This window comes from Pseudorhodoferax sp. Leaf274 (assembly GCF_001422445.1).
Taxonomy (GTDB): domain Bacteria; phylum Pseudomonadota; class Gammaproteobacteria; order Burkholderiales; family Burkholderiaceae_C; genus Pseudorhodoferax.
In genome coordinates this window covers 301,773-320,836 of record NZ_LMNA01000028.1, presented here as the reverse complement: position 1 = coordinate 320,836, position 19,064 = coordinate 301,773, and the positions used below count along the sequence as shown (strand labels likewise).

Sequence of the window (19,064 nt, the reverse complement as noted above, 5' to 3'; positions counted from 1 at the left end):
ACGGTGCGAAGGCCAGGACACCGGCCAGGGCCAGCGCGGAGGTGAGGGTGCGGCGGGTCGGGTGCATGCGTGTCTCCTTGTGATGCGTGCCGGAACAGGCAGGCAATATAGGGCTGCAAAAACGTTTGCGCAAACGTTTGCGACTCAGGATTTTCCCGGGCAAGCCAGGGCCACGCGGCTTTGATCGCCTAGCCCCTGCCCGCCTCCACCACCGCGCGCGCCAGCCGCACGAGACCGGTGAACAACAGTTCGTGGCTGCCCGGGCATTCGACAGGGCGCGCAACGGCCCGCAGGGCGAGGCCCTGGGCGCGGCGACCCTGATGACAACAGGCGCTCATGGGGCCGCGCGTGGGTGTGAGCGGTTCGCTCACACGTTCTCAGCCCACCACCGTCCCGCGCGCCTCGCCCAGCCCGATGCGCACCGCGCCTTCGCGCTCGCACCAGCCGCGCAGGACCAGCGTGTCGCCGTCTTCGAGGAAGCTGCGCGTCTCGCCGTTGGGCAGGCTGATCGGCTGCTTGCCGCCCTGCGAGAGTTCCAGCAACGAGCCGGCCTCGCCCGGCGTGGGGCCCGACAGCGTGCCCGAGCCGAGCAGGTCGCCCGGGTTCAGGTTGCAGCCGTTCACGGTGTGGTGTGCCACGAGTTGCGCGGCCGTCCAGTAGGCGGCCCGCGTGGTGTTGCCGCGCGTCAGGCGCACGCCCTCCTCGCCTGCCGCGCGCATCCTGGCGGTCTGCAGCCAGACCTCCAACGTGATGTCGAGCGCGCCCTGCGCGCGGTTGGCCGCGCCGTCCAGGTAGGGCAGCGGCTGCGGGTCGTCCGCCGGCCGCGTGAACGGCGCGCGGAACGGCGCCAGCGCCTCCATGGTGACGATCCAGGGCGACACCGTGGATGCGAAGTTCTTGGACAGGAAGGGCCCCAGCGGCTGGTATTCCCAGGCCTGCAGGTCGCGCGCCGACCAGTCGTTGAACAGGCCCACGCCGAACAGGTGCGCCTCGGCCGCATCGATGCCGACCGGCTCGCCCAGTGCATTGCCCTGGCCCACGAAGTAGGCCAGCTCCAGCTCGTAGTCCAGCCGCTTGCAGGGGCCGAAGCTGGGCACGTCCGCATCGGGCGCCTTGGTCTGGCCGTGCGGGCGCTTGAAGGCGTTGCCGCTGACCACGATGGAACTGGCACGCCCGTGGTAGCCGATGGGCACCCACTTGTAGTTGGGCAGCAGCGGGTTGTCCGGCCGGAACTGCTTGCCGATGGTGGTGGCGTGGTGCACGCTGGTGTAGAAGTCGGTGTAGTCGCGCACATCGCAGGGCACGGTGTAGGCGCACTGCGCCTGCGGCACGAGCGCGCTGGCCCATGCGGCCTGCTCGGCGCTGCCCTCGGCCAGCCCGGCGGACAGGCGTGCGCGCAGGGCCTGGCGCTCGGCCGGCGTGGCGCCCATCAGCGCGTTCATGTCGCCGTGGTCGACGAGGCCCGCGGCCCGGAGGTCCAGCACCTGGTCGCCGATGGCCACGCCGATGCGGAAGGCATCCAGGCTGCCCGCCGCGCGGAAGCGGCCGAACGGCAGGTTCTGGATCGGGAAGTCGCAGCCCGCCACGTTGGCAGACGCGACCCAGCTGCGCAGCTGGGGGGCGTGGGTGGAGTTCACAGAGGTCATGGCTTGAAGTGGTCTTGGAGGCCGGCCCAGCAGTCGGCGTAGTCCTGGTCCAGCGGTGCGGTGTTCAGCGCCCACGCAGTGGGAATGAAGCGCCAGCGGCTTTCGAACATGAAGGCCAGCGTGTTGTCGAGTTTCTGCGGCTTGAGATCGACCGAGGACGCCTTCTCGAAGGCCTCCTCGTCCGGGCCGTGGGGCACCATTGCATTGTGCAGGCTCGCGCCGCCGGGCCTGAAGCCGCCGGGCTTGGCGTCGTACTCGCCGTAGACCAGGCCCATGAACTCGCTCATGAGGTTGCGGTGGTACCAGGGCGGACGGAAGGTGTCTTCCATCACCAGCCAGCGCGGCGGGAAGATCACGAAGTCGCAATTGGCCGTGCCCGGCGTGTCGCTGGGCGAGGTCAGCACCGTGAAGATCGACGGGTCCGGGTGGTCGAAGCTGATCGAGCCGATGGTCATGAAATTCTTGGTGTCGTACTTCACGGGCGCCAGATTGCCGTGCCAGGCCACCACGTTGAACGGCGTGCCCTTGGCCGGCGCGCGCCAGAAGCGGCCGCCGAACTTCTTGATGAGCTCGTAAGGGCCCGCTTCGTCCTCGTAGGCGGCCACGGGCGCGAGAAAGTCGCGCGCATTGGCCAGGCCGTTGGAGCCGATCGGTCCCAGTTCGGGCAGGCGGAACTGCGCGCCGTAGTTCTCGCAGACATAGCCGCGCGACAGGCCATCGGGCAAGGCCACCTTGAAGGCCAGGCCGCGCGGCAGCAGCGCGATCTCGCCGGGCGCAACTTCGAGCACGCCGAGTTCGGTCGTGATCCGCAGCCGGCCCTGCTGCGGCACCACCAGCAGCTCGCCGTCGGCGTTGACGAAGGAGCGCCGGCCCATGGATTTGCCGGCCACATAGACCAGCGAGCCCACGCCGGTCTGCGCGTCGGCGTCGCCGTTGGCGGCCAGCGTGCGCATGCCGTCGACGAAGTCGAACTCTGCCCCGTCCAGCGGCGTCGGATGCCAGCGCAGCGGCTCGGGCGCCAGCGCGATGCCGCGGTCGCCGCCCGTGGTCCACAGCGGCTGCGCGTAGGGCTGGTAGCGGCCAGCGACCACCGAGGGCTGGCGCCGGTACATCCAGCTGCGCCGCTGTTCATGCCGCGGCGCCGTGAACGCCGTGCCCGAGATCAGCTCGGGGTACAGGTCGTGCGGCGCGCGCTGCGGGCTGTTGCGGCCCTGCGGCAGGCTGCCGGGCACGGCCTCGGTGGCGTACTCGTTGCCGAAGCCGCTTTGGTAGCGCAGCGGGTCCTGGGCCATGGTCTTCCTTTCAATCGATGCGGATGTTGTTGGCGCGGATCAGGCGGCCCCAGCGCTCGCGTTCCTGCTTGGCGTAGGCGGCCATCTGCTCGGGCGTGCCGGGCAGGCCTTCCACGCCCAGGGCCTCGTAGCGTGCCTTCACGGTCGGCGACGCCAGCGCCTCCTGCAGCGCCTTGCTGTAACGGGCCACGGTGGCGTCGGTCGCGCCGGCCGGCACCGTGAGGCCCTGCCAGGCATAGGCCTCGTACCCCGACAGGCCCTGCTCGGCCAGCGTGGGCACATTGGGCAAGCTGGCGATGCGCTGGGCGCTGGCCACGCCGATGGCCTTGAGCTTGCCCGACAGCACGAACTGGTTGCCGCTGGCGGTGTCCACCAGCATGAACGGGACCTGGCCGCCCAGCACGTCGGCCACCGCGGGCGCCGCGCCCTTGTAGGCCACGTGCGTGAGCTTCAGGCCACCCTGCTCTGCCAGCAGCTCGGTCGCCAGGTGGTGCGGGCTGCCCACGCCGGCCGAGGCGTAGTTGACGCTGCCGTTCTGCGCCTTGGCCCAGGCCACGAACTCGCGCCAGTTGCTGGCCGGCACCTGCGGGCCCACCACCAGCACCAGCGGGAAGCGCGCCAGCAGGCCGACGGGCTTCAAGTCCTTCTCGGCGCTGTAGGGCAGCTTGGCGAACAGGAACGGATTGGCGGCCAGCGTGGCGAAGTCGGCCGTGAACAAGGTGTGCTCCAGGTCCTTGGCACGCACCGCGTACTCGGCCGCGATGTTGGTAGCCGCGCCCGGCTTGTTGTTGATGAGCACGGGCGCGCCCAGCGTCTTGGCCATGGCCTCGGCCGTGGCACGCGCCACGGCGTCGGAGCCGCCGCCTGCCGCGTAGCCGACGACCCATTCGATGGGTTTGCCGGACTGCGCCGATGCCGTGAAAGCCAGGGTGGCGGCCACGAGGCCGGTGGTCAGAAAGCGCATCATGTTGTGTCTCCAGTGGTTGTGAAATCGTCAGGCTTCGCGTGCCGCGGCCAGGGCCTCGCGCAGCACCGGCAGCTGGCCGACCTGGTTGGCCAGCAGCAGCACCAGGCGCGCGTTGAGCGCATGGCTCTCGTCGGTCGACAGGCCCTGGTGGGCGTCGATCAGGGCTTCGTAGAAATCGTCGGGCGCGGCCAGGCGCGCGCCCGTGTCCAGGTGTTCCGGCATTGCTTGCATGCGTGTCTCCTTCAGGCCCTGGCCAGCGCGCGGTCGTGCGCCGCACGCAGCGCGGCGGCCGTGGGCCGGCGCCAGCGCGCGCAGACATGCTGGTCCGGGCGCAGCAGGTAGGTGGTGCCGTCCTGCGCGTCGTAGCGCGCGGCCGCCAAGGCGTGGGCCGCGTCCAGCGGCACCCGCTCGACCTGCAGCGGCAGCTCGGCCGCGGCCAGCGCACGCAGGCTGGCCTGGGCACCCTCGCCTTCGCCGAACACCAGCGCGGCAAAGCGCGTGCTGCCGAGCCGGCGCAGCAGCCAGCCATCGGCCACGGGCGCATCGGCGGCCACGGCGCCCGGCACCATGCGGCCGGCGAAACCGTCCGCGTCCTCGGTGTTCAGCGCCGACCCCTGCAGCGTGGCCGGCACCGACAGCCGCCCGCTGTTGACCATGCGCCGCGCGAAGTCGTGCTTGCGCGCCAGCTGCAGCACGGCATCGCGGAACAGCCGGCTGATCTCGCTCTTGGGCGTGATGAAGTCGGTGGCGCGCGTGGAGGCCGCGATGTTCTCGTCGGCCGCCAGCTCGCGTTCGCGGGCATAGCTGTCCAGGAGCGCGTCGGGCGCCTGCCGGCGCACCACGGCGGCCAGCTTCCAGGCCAGGTTCTCGGCATCCTGCAGGCCCGAATTGGCACCGCGCGCGCCGAACGGCGAGACGCCGTGCGCCGAATCGCCCGCGAACAGCACGCGGCCATGGCGGAACGCGTCCATGCGCTGGCAGGCGAAGGTGTAGACGCTGGCCCATTCGAGCTCGACCTCGGCGCCCTTGAACGGCGAGGCGTCGAGCAGCGCGCGCACGCGCGGCATGATGTTCTCGGGCCGCTTCTCGACCTCGGGGTCGGCGTCCCAGCCGAGCTGGAAGTCGATGCGCCAGACGCCGTCGGGTTGCCGGTGCAGCAGCACGCTCTGGTTGCGGTGGAAGTCGGGGTCGAACCAGAACCAGCGTTCGGCCGGGAAATCGACCTTCATCTTCACGTCGGCGATCAGGAAGCGGTCGCGGAACACGCGGCCGTGGCTCTCCTGCCCCAGCAGCTGGCGCATGGCCGAGCGTGAGCCGTCGCACGCGGCCACCCAGTCGGCCTGCAGCTGGTAGGGGCCGTCGGGCGTCTCGATGGTCAGCAGCGCGTGGTCGCCCCGCTGCTCCACGCCCGTGACCTTGTTCTGCCAGCGCACGTCGATCGACGGCAGCGCGGCGGCGCGCTCGGCCAGGAAGCCTTCGACGTAGTACTGCTGCAGGTTCACGAAGGCGGGGCGCGCATGGCCATGCTCGGGCAGCAGGTCGAAGCTGTAGACCTCCTCGCCGCGCAGGAACACGCGGCCGACCTTCCACGACACGCCCTTGGCGGCCATGGCCTCGCCGCAGCCCAGGCGGTCGAAGATCTCCAGCGAGCGCTTGGAAAAGCAGATCGCGCGCGATCCGGTGGAAAGCCGGTGGTCGTTGTCCAGCAGCACCACGGGCACCTGCTGCTGGGCCAGGTCGATGGCCAGGGCCAGGCCGACCGGGCCGGCGCCGACCACGACGACGGGATGCCGCGCGGGTGTGGCGGCGCGCTGGTCCGCGTGCGGCCGGTAGTCGAACACCAGCTTCTGGTAGTCGATGGGGCCGCGGGCCGCGGCTTCGGTGAGCTCTTGGAGCTGCATGTCTTGTCTCCTCCTTCGCCGCCCGCTCAGCCTTCCAGCGTCTTCCACATCTGGATGTCGCGCTCGGCGGTCCAGATGCGCGGGTCGGCGTACTGCGTGGCCTCGTCGAAGCAGCGCGTCACGTCGAAGGGCATGCAGTGGTCGAAGATGACCCAGTGGCCGTACTTGGGCTTGAGCGCCGCGAAGGTGTCCTTGTAGACGGCGTTGAGGTCCTTGCCGGCCGCCACGCCCTTCTGCACGTTGGCGTAGACATCGGCGATGAAGTCGCGCGTCTCGCGCAGGCCCTTGGCCACGTCGTCGGGCGTGGTCAGCGCCGCGCCGCGACCCGGCACCAGGGCCCGGGGCTGCAAGGCGGCCAGGTTGTCCAGCGTCTTCGGCCAGTCCTTGAAGTAGGCATCGCCCGCATACGGGGTGGCGCCGAACTCCACCAGGTCGCCCGACAGCAGCGCCTTCTCGCCCGGCAGCCAGACCACGGTGTCGCCATTGGTGTGGCCGCGGCCCAGCTGCAGCAGCTGCACCTCCAGCTTGCCCAGCCACACGGTCATCTTGCCGGTGAAGGTCATGGTCGGCCAGGTCATGCCCGCGGGCACCGTCTCCACGTTCTGGAACAGGCGCGGGAACCGGCCGATCTCGCTGGCCTTGTCCTGCTCGCCGCGCTCGACGATGAGGTCGTAGGTGTCCTGGCTGGCCAGGATCTGCTGGGGCTGGTAGGCACTGGCGCCCAGCACGCGCACGGCGTGGTAGTGCGTCAGCACGACGTACTTGATCGGCTTGTCGGTCACCTCGCGGATGCGGCGGATCACGTCGGCCGCCATCGCGGGCGTGGCCTGGGTGTCGGCCACCAGCACGGCGTCGTCGCCGATCACGATGCCGGTGTTGGGATCGCCCTCGGCCGTGTAGGCCCAGGCGTGCTCGGAGATCTGGCTGAAGGTGACCTTCTTCTCTTCCAGATCGGCCTGGGAGGCAAACTTTTTCTGCGTGCTCATCGGGGGTGTCTCCTGCGGTTTCCTAGGGATCGGGATTTGTCATTGACAAACTGGTTCGCATTATTTCGCAATATTCGCGTTTGTCAAACCCATTTGCATCCTGCAAACTCACGGCATGGACAAGAAAGAAGACAAGGGCCAGCGCGCGGTGCAGTCGGCCGAGGTCGGCGCGCGGCTTCTGCTGGCGCTGGCCGGGCAGCCCGGCGCGATGTCGCTCAAGGACCTGGCGGCGGCCGCCGGCATGCCGTCATCGCGCGCCCACCCGTACCTCGTGAGCTTCGCCAAGCTGGAGCTGATCGCCCAGGACACCGGCACCGGACACTATGCGCTGGGGCCCGCGGCGCTGCAACTGGGGCTGACCTACCTGCACCAGCTCGACCCCGTGAAGGCCGCGGTGCCGGTGGCCGAGGAGCTGGCGCAGCGCACGGGCTATGCGGTGGCGCTGGCGGTGTGGGGCAATTTCGGCGCCACCATCGTGCGCATGGTGGACGCGCGCCAGCCGCTGCATGTGTCGATGCGGGCGGGCACGGTGATGTCGCTGCTGAACACCGCCACCGGCCGCGCCTTCGCCGCCGTGCTGCCGCTCGAACGCATCGAACGCACGCTGGCCGGCCCGCTGGGCGATCCGGACCAGGCCGGCCGGCCCCTGCCGCCCGCCCAGCGCGCCGAGCTGGAGACGGCCGTGGCCGAGCACCGCGCCCACGGCGTGGCGCGCGCCAACGGCCGGCCGATGCCGGGCGTCAACGCCTTCAGCGCCGCGGCGCTGGACCACGAGGGCCAGCCCGCCATCGTGGTCACTGCGCTGGGCCACCAGGACCATTTCCCGGCGGATTGGGACTCGGCCGCCGCGCAGGCGGTGCGCGCGGCCGCGGCCGAGGTGTCGCGGCGGCTCGGCTGGCGCTGATCAGCCGTGCGGCCAGGCCGCGAACGCGGCCATGGCCTCGGCCTGCACCGAGGCCGCGCGCTGCAGCGGGAACGGCGCCTCGGGCAGATGGCCTGGCACCAGCTGCCGCGCGAAATGCCAGACCACCGCCAGGGTCAGCCCGGCCTGCCCGAGCGGCTGGCCACCGGCCGGCGCAGGCGGCGGGCCGCGCCGCAGTTCGTCCTCCAGCGCGCCGAAGCCGGCCAGCATCTGGGCGTGCACGCGGTCCAGCCAGGGCTGGTGCTGCTTCTCGGGCGGGCGCAGCTGCTGCTCGTAGACGATCTGCACCGCCTTCTCGCAGGCCGCCAACGCCAAGCCGGTCAGGCGCAAGGCGCGCAGGCGCTCGGCCGGCGCCGCCGGCCACAGGCTGCGCGCCGGGCCGGCCAGGGCCTCGGCGTGGTCCAGGATCAGGTTGGAATCCATCAGCACCGTGCCGTCCGCGGCCACCAGCGTGGGCGCCTTGACGACGGGGTTGATGGCGCGGAACGCATCGACCTGCCGGAACACCGAGATCGGCCGCGAGACGAAGGGCAGGCCCAGCAGTTCCAGGCTGATGGCGACACGGCGCACATAGGGCGAGTCGAGCATGCCGATGAGTTCCAACATTGCAGTTTTCCTTTCAGTGGCTATGAATCTATCTGGCATTGCAACTACCATCCATCGCTTTTTTCTTGGCCAAACCGTTAGAAAAATTGACATGAGACTGCCCGTACGCTTCCCCGCTTCGCGCGGTCCGCGGCCCCCCCGAGGGGCGTCCGTGTCTTCGGGCGGCCTGGCGCCACTGACATGAGCGACCTTCCTCCCATGAACGCGCTGCGCTGCTTCGAGGCCGTGGCCCGGCTGGGCAGCGTGGGCCGCGCGGCGGACGAGCTGCACGTCACGCACTCCGCCGTGAGCCAGCAGTTGCGCCAGCTCGAAGCGATGCTCGGCCTGGCGCTGTTCGAGCGCGAGGGCCGCGGCGTGCGGCTGGCCGAGAACGGCCGCCTCTACGCGCTGCAGGTGCGCGATGCGCTGCAGGGCATCGGCGACGCCACGCGCGCGCTGCGCATCCGCCCGCGCGCGGGCGAACTCGTGGTGGCGCTGATCCCCTCGTTCGGCCAGCACTGGCTGCTGCCGCGGCTGCCGCGCTACCTGGCGGCGCACCCGGGCCGGCGCGTGCGGCTGCAGGCCAGCCTGGACCTGCAGGACCTGCGCCAGGCCGGTGCGCAGCTGGCCATCCGCATGGGCCAGGGTCCGTGGGACGGCATGGTGCAGGAGCAGCTGTTCACCGACGAGCTGGTCATGGTGGCCGCGCCCGGCCTGAACGGCGGCGCGCTGCCGCACACCCCGGCCGAGGTGCTGCAGTGCCCGCTGATCCGCTCGGCCGAGTCCTGGGCGCCCTGGTGCCAGCGGGCCGGCCTGCCCGAGCCTTCGCCCGCGGGCGGGCTGTGGATCAACGACTCCAACCTCTCGCTGCAGGCCGTGCGCCTGGGGCTGGGCGTGGCGCTGGAGCGGCTGAGCCTGGTCGATGGCCTGCTGCGCACCGGCGAGCTGGTCGCGCTGACCGGCATCCGCGCGCCCTACGCCTACCCCTACTGGCTGGTGTGGCCGCAGCCGGCCGGCGCGCAGACGCCGCCCATGGACTTCATCGGCTGGCTGCGCGAGGAGGCACTGCGCTACGCGGCGGAGCGCGACGGCGCCGCCCCGCCGGCCGCCTCTTCGGACTGCCCTGCGGCAAGTTAGGATGCGCCGCCTTCACTCCGCACCCCCGCCATGCAAACCATTTCCGTCCACGTCGTCGATGTCGCCAATGGCCTGGTCGCGCGCAACATGCGCGTGGACGTGCTGTTCCACGAGGCCGGGCAATGGCGCGAGCTGGTGTCGGGCACGGTGGGCGGCAACGGCCTGGTCGCGGCCATCGAGGGGGTGGCCGAACCCATGGGCGCCGGCCGCTACGAGCTGCGCCTGCACGTGGCCGACTACTACCGCGCGCGCGGTACCGCGCTGCCCGAACCGGCGTTCATGGACGTGCAGGTCTTTCGCTTCGCGGTGGCCGACACCACGCGCCACTACCACCTGCCGGTGAAGCTGACCCCCTGGGGGCTCTCCTGCTTCCGCGGTGCCTGATGCGCCCCCGCCTGCCATGCAGCTGAACGCACGGGAGCTGGCGGTTCCCGGCCGGCGCTGGGCCGGCTACACGGTGCTGCAGCAACTGCACCACAGCGACCGCTCCCTGGTGCTGCGCTGTGCGCGCGACGACGCCACCGCGCCCGTCGTCGTCAAGATCCACCGGCCCGCGGCCGCGCAGCCGGCGGTGGCCATGGCGCGCTTTCGCCACGAGTACGAACTGGCGCGGCGCATCGAGCATCCCCACGTGCTGCGGCCCACGCGGCGCGCCAGCTTCGAGGGCGTCCTGTACTACGAGATGCCCGACGACGGCGCGCTGTCGCTGCGCGAGCTGCTGCGCCAGGGGCCGCTGCCGCTGGCGGCCGTGCTGCGCGTGGCGCTGGCGGTGGTCGATGCGCTGCAGGCCGTGCACGCCCGGCATGTGATCCACAAGGACGTCTCGCCCGGCAACGTGATCGCCGAGCTCGACCGCGGCGTGGTGCGGCTGATCGACTTCGGCATCGCGGCCGAGCTGTCCAGCGAACGCCCGGTGCTGGCCCGCCCCGACGCGCTGGAAGGCACGCTGGCGACGCTGGCGCCCGAGCAGAGCGGCCGCATGAACCGCGACGTCGACTACCGCGCCGACTTCTATGCGCTGGGCGCCACGCTGTACGAATGCATCGCCGGCCGCCCGCCGTTCGCCTTCGACGACCCGGTCGCCGCGGTGCATGCCCACCTCACGCTGGCCCCGCCGGCACTCGCCACCTGGCGCCCGGACGTGCCGGCCCTGCTCGACGCGCTCGTCGCCCGGCTGCTGGCCAAGGCGCCCGAGGCCCGCTACCAGAGCCACCACGCGCTGCGCCGCGACCTGCTGCACCTCCTGGCGCACCTGGACCAGCCCGCGCAGCTGGCGGCGCACCGCCTGGCCCAGGGCGACCTGCCGCAGCAGCTGCAGCTGTCCGGCCGGCTGTACGGCCGCGATGCCGAGGTCGAGCGCGTGCTGCGCTGCGTGCAGGCCGCCGCCCAGGGCCCGGCCCGGCTGCTGGCGATCGCCGGCCAGCCCGGCATCGGCAAGACGGCCATGGTGCACGAGGTGCAGCGCGCCTTGCTGGGCCTGCGCGGCCAGTTCGTCTCGGGCAAGTTCAACCAGTACGGCGGCCACGCGCCCTGCGCGCCCTTCTTCGAGGCCTTGCAGCAGCGCGGCCGGCAGATCCTCGCCCTGCCCGACGCGGCCCGCGCACGCTGGCGCGCCGCCCTGCTGGACGCGCTGGCCGACAACGCCGCCGTGGTCACCGAGGCCGTGCCCGACCTGGCGCGCCTGCTCGGCCCGGTGCCGCCGCTGCTGCCATTGGGCCCTGCCGAGGCCGAGAACCGCTTCGTGCGCAGCGTGCTGCAGTGCTGCGCGGCCCTGGCCAGTGCCGAGGAGCCGCTGGTGCTGTTCGTCGACGACCTGCAGTGGTCCGACCGCGCCGCGCGCCGCCTGCTGCGCGAGATGGTGCAGGACGAAGGCCTGCGCCACCTGCTGCTGATCGGCGCCTACCGCTCCAACGAGGTGCCGGCCGACCATCCGCTGGCGCAGGACCTCGCGCTGTACGCCAGCCTGGGCGAGGACAAGGCGCTGCTGCTCGAGGTCGGCCCGCTGGCGCCGCAGCACACGCGCCAGTGGCTGGCCGACACGCTGTACTGCCAGGGCGAGGAGGTGCAGGCGCTGGCCGCGCTGTGCCAGGCCAAGACCGGCGGCAACCCGTTCTTCCTGCGCCGTTTCGTCGAGGACCTGGCCCAGCGCCAGCTGCTCTGGCTGGACCGCCCCGCGGCGCGCTGGCGCTGGTCGCTGGAGGCCATCGCCGGCGAACGCCTGGCCGAGAACGTGGCCGCGCTGATGGCCGGCCAGCTGCAGCGCCTGCCGGCGCCGACACAGGCGCTGCTCTCGGTCGCCGCCTGCCTGGGCGGGCGCTTCGACCTGGGCACGCTGGCCACCGCCAGCGGCCAGGCCGACGACCAGGCCATGGCGCACCTGGCGCCGGCCCTGCAGGCCGGCCTGCTGCAGCCCACGGACGGGCAGTACCGCTGGGTCGGCGTGCTGCAGGCCGAGGAGCGTGCCAGCCTGCAGGTGGTGCTGGACTTCGCCCACGACCGCGTGCAGGAAGCCGCCTATGCGCTGGCCGCACCGACCGAGATGCCGGCGCTGCACCTGCGCATCGGCCGGCTGCTGCTGCCGCGCACGGACCCGCAGCGGCCGGCCTTCGACGTGGTCGAGCACCTCAACCGCGGCGCCGCGCTGATCGGCGATGCGCGCGAGCGCGCCGCACTGGCCGCGCTGAACCTGCGGGCCTCGCAGCGCGCCCGCGACGCCGCCGCCTTCGACCTGGCCGCCGCGCATGCCGACCACGCACTGGCGCTGGCCCCCGCCGACGCCTGGGCGCAGAACCATGCGGCCCATCTCGCCCTGCACGTGCACGCGGCCCGCATGGCCGCGCTGGCCGGCCGGCCGGCGCGCCTGGACGCCTGCCTGGACGCGGCCCTGCCCCACGCCCGCAACGCAGCCGAGCGCGCCCAGCTGATGGATGTGCGCATCGAGTCGCTGTACGCGGCCGGCCAGCTCGCCGGCACGCTGGACCTGGGCCTGCAGGCGCTGCGCGAACTCGGCGCCGTGCTGCCCGAGGCGGCCAGCGCGCAGGAGGTCGTGGCCCTGGTGGCCGCGCTGCGCGCCGAGATCGAGGCCATCGGCGTCGACGCCCTGGCCGAGCGCCCCGCCATGCAGGACGCCGATGCGCTGCTGCAGCTGGCCATCGCCGCCAAGATGACGGCAGCGGCCTACATCGGCCGTCCGGCGCTGCTGCCGCTGCTGACCGTGCTGCAGGTGCGCCTCATGGTGGCGCGCGGCCACGCGCCGGCGGCGCTGTCGGCCTATTCGGTGCTGGGGCTCATGGTGGCCGAGTTCCTGGGCGACTACCCGTTCGGCTACCGGCTCGGCCGCATGTCCATGGGCCTGATCGAACGCCACGGCTGGCGGCAGGTGCAGGCGCACGCGGGCTTCTCGTTCAACGCCTTCCTGCGGCACTGGATCGAACCCATCCGCACCGGCCTGCCGGCCCTGCGCGAGGTGGCCGAGAACGGCCAGACCTTCGGCAACCTGCGCCATGCCGGACTGGCGCTGTACCTGCACGGCTGCCATGCGCTGCTGGCCGGCGAGCCGCTGGCCGCGCTGGCGCCCGTGCTGCAGTCGCACGCCGAGGTGCTGCGGCGCATCCGCCAGCCCGTCGCGCTGGACTACGTGCGGGTGCTGCAGCGCGTGGTGGCGGTGCTGCAGGGGGGCGCGCTGGCCGACCCGCCATTGGACGGCGAAGGCTTCTCCACCGCCGCGCTGGACGCCACCTACGCGGCCCGCGGCGACCAGACCGGCGCCATGTTCCGCCATGCCTTCGCCTGCATGCTGCTGGCCCTGTCGGGCCAGGACGCGCGCGCGGAGGCCGAAGGCCAGGCCGCCGCCCGGCTGTTCAGCGCCGGCCGCGGCATGCTCATCGTGCCGTTCTGCCTGTTCTTCACGGCCAGCGCCGCACTGCGCCTGGCCGCGGCCGAACCCGGACTGGCCGACGAGCGCCGCGCGCGCGCCGAGACGGCATTGGCCCAGCTGCAGCGCAACACCGCCCACAACCCCGAACTGGCGCCGCTGGCCCTGCTGCTGCAGGCCCTGCTGGCGCCCGAGGACGAAGCAGAGGCCGCGCACGCGCGGGCGCTGGGTGCGGCCGGCGACCACCCGCTGCTGCAGGCACTGGCCCTGCAGGGCCGGGCCGGCTGGCGGCACCAGCGCACCCCGCGCCAGGCCGCGGCCGACGCCGCCGAGGCCCGCGCCGCCTTCCTGCGCTGGGGGGCGGTGGCGCTGGCGGGCAGCGCGCCGGCCACCGTCACGGCCACCAGCCAGGGTCCGAGCGCCGCGCTCGACCTGGCATCGCTCATGAAATCGGTGGAGGCCATCACCACCGAGACCGCGCTGGCGCCGCTGCTGGCAAGGCTGCTGCACCTGCTGCGCGAGAACGCCGGCGCCCAGCGCGCCGCCATCGTCCTGGGCGGCACCGGCGGCGGCACCGGCAGCGCAGGGCATTGGCAGGTGGCGGCCGACACCGGCGCGGCGGCCCGGCTGGGCGCGCTGGAAGACTGCGATGCCAGCCTGCCGCTGCCCCTGCTGCGCACGGTGCTCAACAGCGCCGAGCCGGTGCTGGTGGACGACCTGCGCCACGCGCCCGCCTGGCAGGCCCTGCCCTACTTCGCGCGGCACGGCGGGCGCTCGGTGCTGGGCCTGCCGCTGCTGCGGCAAGGCCAGGTGGTCGGTGCGCTGTACCTGGAGAACGAGGCCACCGGCGGCGCCTTCTCGTCCGAGCGCACCGCGTTCCTGCGGCTGCTGTCGGGCAACGTGGTGGCGGCGCTGGACAACGCGCAGCTGGTCGAGCGCCTGCGCGAACTCAACGCCACGCTGGAGCAGCGCGTGGCCGACCGCACGCGCGCGCTGCGCGAGAGCGAGGAGCGCATGCTCGCCCTGCTCGGCAACGCGCCGGTGCCGATGACCGTCACGCGCGCATCCGACGGCATCTTCGTCTACGCCAATGGACCGGCGGCCGCGGGCATGGGCATGACGCCGGCAGAGCTCATCGGCCAGCCGGCCGCCATGCTCTACCGCGACGTGCGCGACCGCGAACGGCTGTACGCACACTACCGGCGCGACGGCGTGGTGCGCGACTTCGAGGTGCTGCTGCGCACGCGCGATGACGAGGACCGCTGGGGGCTGGTCACGCTGGTGCCCATGGTCTACGACGGCGAGGCCTCGGTCATGGCCACCGTCATCGACATCACGGCCCGCAAGCACATGGAGGAGGAGCTGCGCCGCCTGGCCACCACCGACGCGCTGACCGGCGTGGCCAACCGCGGCCACTTCATGGCGCGGGCCGCGTCCGAACTGCAGCGCGCGCGCCGCTACGGCCGGCCGCTGGCCATCGTGATGCTGGACATCGACCACTTCAAGCAGATCAACGACCAGTACGGCCACTCGGCCGGCGACGAGGCGATCCGCCAGGCCACGGCCGCCTGCTGCGCCATGGTGCGCCAGCAGGACCTGGTCGGCCGCCTGGGCGGCGAGGAGTTCGGCATCCTGCTGCCCGAGGCGGACATGGAGGCCGCGCTGCACTTGGCGGAGCGGCTGCGCGAGCGCATCGCCGCCATGCACGTGCCGCTGTCGCCGCACTGCGCGCTGCGCATGACGGCCAGCTTCGGCGTGGCCCAGTGGCAGGACGGCGAAGGTGCCGACGCGCTGCTGGGCCACGCCGACAGCGCGCTGTACGCGGCCAAGCACGCCGGCCGCAACCGCGTCTGCGCGGGCTAGAAGGTCAGCCGAACACCCAGCCGCGCGCTGCGCCCGGGCAGCGGCGACTTCGGGAAGGCCGTGGTGGTCAGCACCGAAACCGCGCTGTAGGCCAGCGCGTCAGTGATGTTGTCCACGCGCGCGAACCACAGCAGTTCGGAGCCGCCCAGTGGCACGCGGTAGCTCAGCGCGGCGTTCCACAGTGCATAGCCGTCCGTCGCGCGCTGGCCTTCGGCCGGCACGCGGCGCTGCGCGCGCACCAGGTCCACGCCGAGCTGCGCGCCCCAGGCGCCCTGTGCCCACGACAGCGTGCCGCCCAGCCGGGCCGGCGCGATGCGCGGCAGCGGCTCGCCACTGTCCAGGTTGGTCGCACGCACGAGGTCGGCGCGCCATAGGAAGTCCAGCGTGCCGATGGTGTCCGCGCGGCCCAGGCCACCCGCGCCCAGCAGGCGCACGGTGCCGCTGGCCTCGGCGCCATGGAAGCGCGCACGCACGCCGGCGTAGCGCAGGTCGGCCAGCGCCTCGTCGCCGTCCGTGGGATTGACTTCGCCCTCGGCGTTGCGCGTGTTGCCGGTGTCCACCAGGCCGATGTAGTTGGAAAAGCGGCTGGCATAGACGTTCAGCGCCGCCTTGTGCGGGCCGGACTGCCAGGCCAGGCCCAGGTCCACGCTGTTGGACTTTTCCTTGGCAAGCGAGGCATCGCCCGTCTCCCAGGCGGCCGTGGCCAGGTGCGGGCCGTTGGCGAACAGCTCGTAGTCGCGCGGGGCACGTTCGCTGTGCGCCACATTGGCCGTGAACTGCCAGGCCGGCGAGAGCTTCACGAGCGCACCGCCGGCCAGGCTGTGGGGCGTGAAGCTGCGCTCGCCCGTCTCGAAGCGCGTGACGTCTGGATCGCTGCTGCGGTCCGAGCGCACCTTGACACGCTCCACGCGGCCGCCCAGCGTCCACTTGCCCCAGCCGGTGGGCAGTTCCTCGTAGACGAACAGCGCCTGCTGACGCGTTCGGCTGGCCGGCGCGAAGGCTTCCTCGCCCTCGGCGGAGAAGCGGTTGCTGTCCAGCTGCAGGCCGACCACGCCCTCCAGCGGGCCGATGGGCTGGTGACGCGCTTCCAGGCGCAGGTCATTGCCCTGGTTGCGAAAGCGCGTGCCGGCCTCATCGCCCTCGAACTCGGTGTGGCGGTAGCGCGTGTGCGCGGCCTGCAGCTTGACGCTGCTGAACCAGCCTGGCAGCTGGCGCCATTCGCCGGCCAGCGCATAGCGGCGCGAGCGCATGCCGATCGTCACATCGTCCTCGGCCACGGTGCCGTAGTCGCTGCGGTAGTCGGTGACCGATGCGCCCAGGTAGCCGTGGTCGAAGAACAGCGAGCCGCCGACCGAGCCGCTCTCGGTGTCGCTGGCGGAGTTGCAGATGCGCCGGGCCAGCTGCGCGCTGCCGGGCTTGCTGCAGGCCAGCTCGACGGGCACCGCGACGTCGTCGGTGCGGCGCTTGCTGACATCGGCGTGCAGCGCGTAGCGGTCGTTGCCGCTTTCGAGCAGCAGCGCGCCGTCGCGGCCCTTGTCGCCGGTGGACAGGCCCGCCTCGGCCGCGCCCGTGACGCCGCCCTTGGCGTCGAACAGCGGCGCACGCGGAATGCGGTTGTCGATCAGGTTGACCACGCCGCCCACGGCACTGCCGCCATACAGCAGCGCACCGGGGCCGCGCAGCACCTCGATGCGCTCGACCGTCAGCGGATCGGAGGGCACGGCATGGTCGAAGCTGAGCGAGGAGGCGTCCAGCATGGCGCCGCTGTTCTGCAGCACGCGGATGCGGTCGCCATCCAGCCCGCGGATGACGGGCCGGCTGGCATTGGGGCCGAAGTAGGTGCTGCCCACGCCGGGCAGGCCGTCCAGCGTCTGGCCCAGCGTGCCCTGGCGGCGCAGGGTCAGCTCGTCGCCTTCCAGGCGCGTGGTGGGAGCGACGGCGTCGGCCGAACCGAGCGGGTTGCCCGTGACGGTGACTTCCTTCAGCGTGGCGGCATCGGACTGCGCCCAGCAGTTGGCCAGGCAGGCGCAGGAAACGGCGGCGGCGACGGCGCCGCGCGAGAAATGAGGAGACATGGAATGGCTTCGTTGAATCGGTCGTGCATGCGGCCGCGCACCTGCCGTGTGGGCAGGCGCGCGGCCAAGGCGAGGGAATTCAGCGAAGCGCGGGCGGGCCGCGGGCGTGGAACGGCGGTGGCGCCGGCGCGCGCAGCGCCGGGCGTTGCGGCGCATGGGGCGCCGGCGCATCGAGCAGTGCCGGTGCCGGCAGCGGCACGCCGGCCAGCACGTCGGCCGCGCCGGCATGGTCGTAGAGCTGGCAATCGGCCGCGGCATGGCCGGGGTGGAAATGGTCGCTGGCGCTGCCATGCACTTCGCGGTGGGCCAGCGCCAGCGTCTGCGCCGACAGCCAGACGCCCAGCAGCAGGCCCAGCCACCACAGTGGCCGGCGCTGCAACAGGCGCAGGCGGTGCATCAGACCAGGATCAGGGCTTGGCCAGGCGGCTGAAGGTCTTGCGGAACTTGGCCACCTTGGGCGCGGCCACCGCCATGCAGTAGCCCTGGTGCGGGTTCTTCTCGAAGAAGTCCTGGTGGTACTCCTCGGCCGCCGAGTAGTTGGACAACGGCAGCACCTCGGTCACGATGGGCGCGGCGCTGTGGCTCGCCAGCTCGGCGATCACCTCGCGTGCCACGGGCTCCTGCGCCGCGTTGTCCAGGTAGATGCCGCTGCGGTACTGCGTGCCCACGTCGTTGCCCTGGCGGTTCAGCGTGGTGGGGTCGTGCACGACGAAGAAGATCTCCAGGATCTCGCGCAGGCTGATCCGGTCCGGATCGAACTGCAGGCGCACCACCTCGTTGTGGCCGGTGCGGCCGGTGCAGACCTGCTCGTAGCTGGGGTTGGACAGCTGGCCATTGCTGTAGCCGCTCTCCACGTCGAGCACGCCCTCGACCTCCTTGAACACCGACTCGGTGCACCAGAAGCAGCCGCCGCCCAGTGTGATGGTTTCCGTTGCCATGCCATGCCCTTCGCCAGAATTTGCAGCCGGCATTGTGCCGTGGCCATCCGCGAGAATGCCCGCCCGCCTCCATCAACCCTTCGCCGGTCCGCCTGCCCATGAACCCTGCCGAGTGGCGCCCCATCCTCTCCACGCTGGTGCTGCCGCCGGCCGGCCCGCTGCTGCTGATCGCCTTCGGCTGGCTGCTCGCGCGCCGTCGGCGCCGGGCCGGGCGTGCGCTCGGCCTGGCCGGCCTGGTGCTGCTGTGGCTGCTGTGCAGCAATGCGGTGGCCGTGCGGCTGTCCGACCTGCTGCTGCCGCCGGTGGTGGCGCTGCCGCCGGCCCAGGCCGTGGCCATGCTGCAGGCGCGGCAGGTGCAGGCCGTGATCGCCCTCGGCGGCGGCCTGTACCCGCGCGTGCCCGAGCTGGAAGGACCCCAGCCATCCAGCCAGACCGGCACGCGTGCGCTGTACGCGGCCTGGCTGGCGCGCGAGAGCGGCCTGCCGCTGGGCTTTGCGGGCGGCATCGGATGGGCCAATGCCGGCGAGGCCGAGCACCCCGACGAGGCCGATGCCGTGGCACGCATGCTGTCCCGCACCGGGCTGGCCCCGCTGCGCTGGGCCGACGGCCAGTCGCGCGACACCATCGAGAACGCCCGGAACATGGCCGCGTTGCTGCGCCGCGACGGCATCGAGCGCATCGCGCTGGTGACCAGCGCCTGGCACATGCCGCGCTCCGTGCGGGCCTTCGAGGCGGCCGGGCTCCAGGTGCTGCCAGCGCCCATGGGCTTTGCGGTGCCGCTGCAGCGGCCGCTGCTGGAGTGGCTGCCGTCGACGCATGGCCTGTCCAACACATCGGCCGTCGTGCGCGAGTGGCTGGCCTTGCGCCTGGGGCGCTGA

The 19,064-nt window shown here is 72.4% G+C and carries 15 protein-coding genes; 5 read left to right on the top strand and 10 right to left on the bottom strand.

Features of this window, described 5'->3' with window-relative positions; genetic code table 11:
* Positions 1–377 precede the first annotated feature (377 nt).
* Genes fahA through ASF44_RS25330 form a run of 6 tightly spaced genes read right to left on the bottom strand, consistent with a single transcriptional unit; the run spans position 378 to position 6,792 of the window.
* Positions 378–1,646, bottom strand: coding sequence for a fumarylacetoacetase (gene fahA, locus ASF44_RS25355; protein ID WP_056902023.1), 1,269 nt, complete (start codon positions 1,644–1,646; stop codon positions 378–380).
* The gene (gene hmgA, locus ASF44_RS25350) at positions 1,643–2,938 is read right to left on the bottom strand and encodes a homogentisate 1,2-dioxygenase (RefSeq protein WP_056902022.1); all 1,296 of its coding nucleotides are present in this window, start codon (positions 2,936–2,938) and stop codon (positions 1,643–1,645) included. The genes fahA and hmgA overlap by 4 nt, the downstream gene beginning before the upstream one ends.
* A gap of 10 nt (positions 2,939–2,948) precedes the next feature.
* Entirely contained in the window at positions 2,949–3,905 is a 957-nt protein-coding gene (locus ASF44_RS25345) for a tripartite tricarboxylate transporter substrate binding protein (protein ID WP_056902021.1), read from the bottom strand.
* 27 nt (positions 3,906–3,932) lie between these two features.
* The gene (locus tag ASF44_RS25340; RefSeq protein WP_369820957.1) at positions 3,933–4,136 is read right to left on the bottom strand and encodes a DUF2783 domain-containing protein; all 204 of its coding nucleotides are present in this window, start codon (positions 4,134–4,136) and stop codon (positions 3,933–3,935) included.
* An 11-nt stretch (positions 4,137–4,147) separates the two neighbouring features.
* Positions 4,148–5,806, bottom strand: a complete 1,659-nt coding sequence (locus ASF44_RS25335; protein WP_056902019.1) for an FAD-dependent oxidoreductase — start codon at positions 5,804–5,806, stop codon at positions 4,148–4,150.
* A gap of 26 nt (positions 5,807–5,832) precedes the next feature.
* On the bottom strand, positions 5,833–6,792 hold the full coding sequence (locus tag ASF44_RS25330) for an MBL fold metallo-hydrolase (protein WP_056902018.1): 960 nt from the start codon (positions 6,790–6,792) through the stop codon (positions 5,833–5,835).
* A 115-nt stretch (positions 6,793–6,907) separates the two neighbouring features.
* On the opposite strand from ASF44_RS25330, the gene ASF44_RS25325 reads away from it, so the two are divergent.
* Positions 6,908–7,696 carry an IclR family transcriptional regulator gene (locus tag ASF44_RS25325; RefSeq protein WP_056902017.1) on the top strand — a complete coding sequence of 263 codons (789 nt, stop codon included), beginning with the start codon at positions 6,908–6,910 and terminating at the stop codon, positions 7,694–7,696.
* Here the strand turns inward: ASF44_RS25325 and ASF44_RS25320 are convergent, their stop codons facing one another.
* Positions 7,697–8,317 carry a glutathione S-transferase family protein gene (locus ASF44_RS25320; protein ID WP_056902056.1) on the bottom strand — a complete coding sequence of 207 codons (621 nt, stop codon included), beginning with the start codon at positions 8,315–8,317 and terminating at the stop codon, positions 7,697–7,699.
* 183 nt (positions 8,318–8,500) lie between these two features.
* On the opposite strand from ASF44_RS25320, the gene ASF44_RS25315 reads away from it, so the two are divergent.
* The 3 genes from ASF44_RS25315 to ASF44_RS25305 are packed head-to-tail and all read left to right on the top strand — an operon-like array spanning position 8,501 to position 15,173.
* Positions 8,501–9,436: a LysR substrate-binding domain-containing protein gene (locus ASF44_RS25315; protein WP_056902016.1), complete on the top strand. Its 936-nt coding sequence runs from the start codon at positions 8,501–8,503 to the stop codon at positions 9,434–9,436.
* Between the two features lie 30 nt (positions 9,437–9,466).
* On the top strand, positions 9,467–9,820 hold the full coding sequence (locus ASF44_RS25310) for a hydroxyisourate hydrolase (protein ID WP_056902015.1): 354 nt from the start codon (positions 9,467–9,469) through the stop codon (positions 9,818–9,820).
* A gap of 16 nt (positions 9,821–9,836) precedes the next feature.
* Complete coding sequence (locus ASF44_RS25305; RefSeq protein WP_056902014.1) at positions 9,837–15,173, top strand: diguanylate cyclase; 5,337 nt, start codon at positions 9,837–9,839, stop codon at positions 15,171–15,173.
* Here ASF44_RS25305 and ASF44_RS25300 read toward each other — a convergent pair.
* The 3 genes from ASF44_RS25300 to msrA form a co-directional block, all read right to left on the bottom strand.
* On the bottom strand, positions 15,170–17,248 hold the full coding sequence (locus tag ASF44_RS25300; protein WP_056902013.1) for a TonB-dependent receptor: 2,079 nt from the start codon (positions 17,246–17,248) through the stop codon (positions 15,170–15,172). The genes ASF44_RS25305 and ASF44_RS25300 overlap by 4 nt on opposite strands.
* A 79-nt stretch (positions 17,249–17,327) precedes the next feature.
* Entirely contained in the window at positions 17,328–17,645 is a 318-nt protein-coding gene (locus ASF44_RS25295) for a hypothetical protein (RefSeq protein ID WP_056902012.1), read from the bottom strand.
* Positions 17,646–17,655: 10 nt separating this feature from the next.
* A complete protein-coding gene (msrA, locus tag ASF44_RS25290) occupies positions 17,656–18,186 on the bottom strand; it encodes a peptide-methionine (S)-S-oxide reductase MsrA (RefSeq protein WP_056902011.1) in 531 nt (176 codons plus the stop codon).
* A gap of 98 nt (positions 18,187–18,284) precedes the next feature.
* Here msrA and ASF44_RS25285 point away from each other — a divergent pair, with 98 nt between their 5' ends.
* Positions 18,285–19,064, top strand: a complete 780-nt coding sequence (locus ASF44_RS25285) for a YdcF family protein (protein ID WP_056902010.1) — start codon at positions 18,285–18,287, stop codon at positions 19,062–19,064.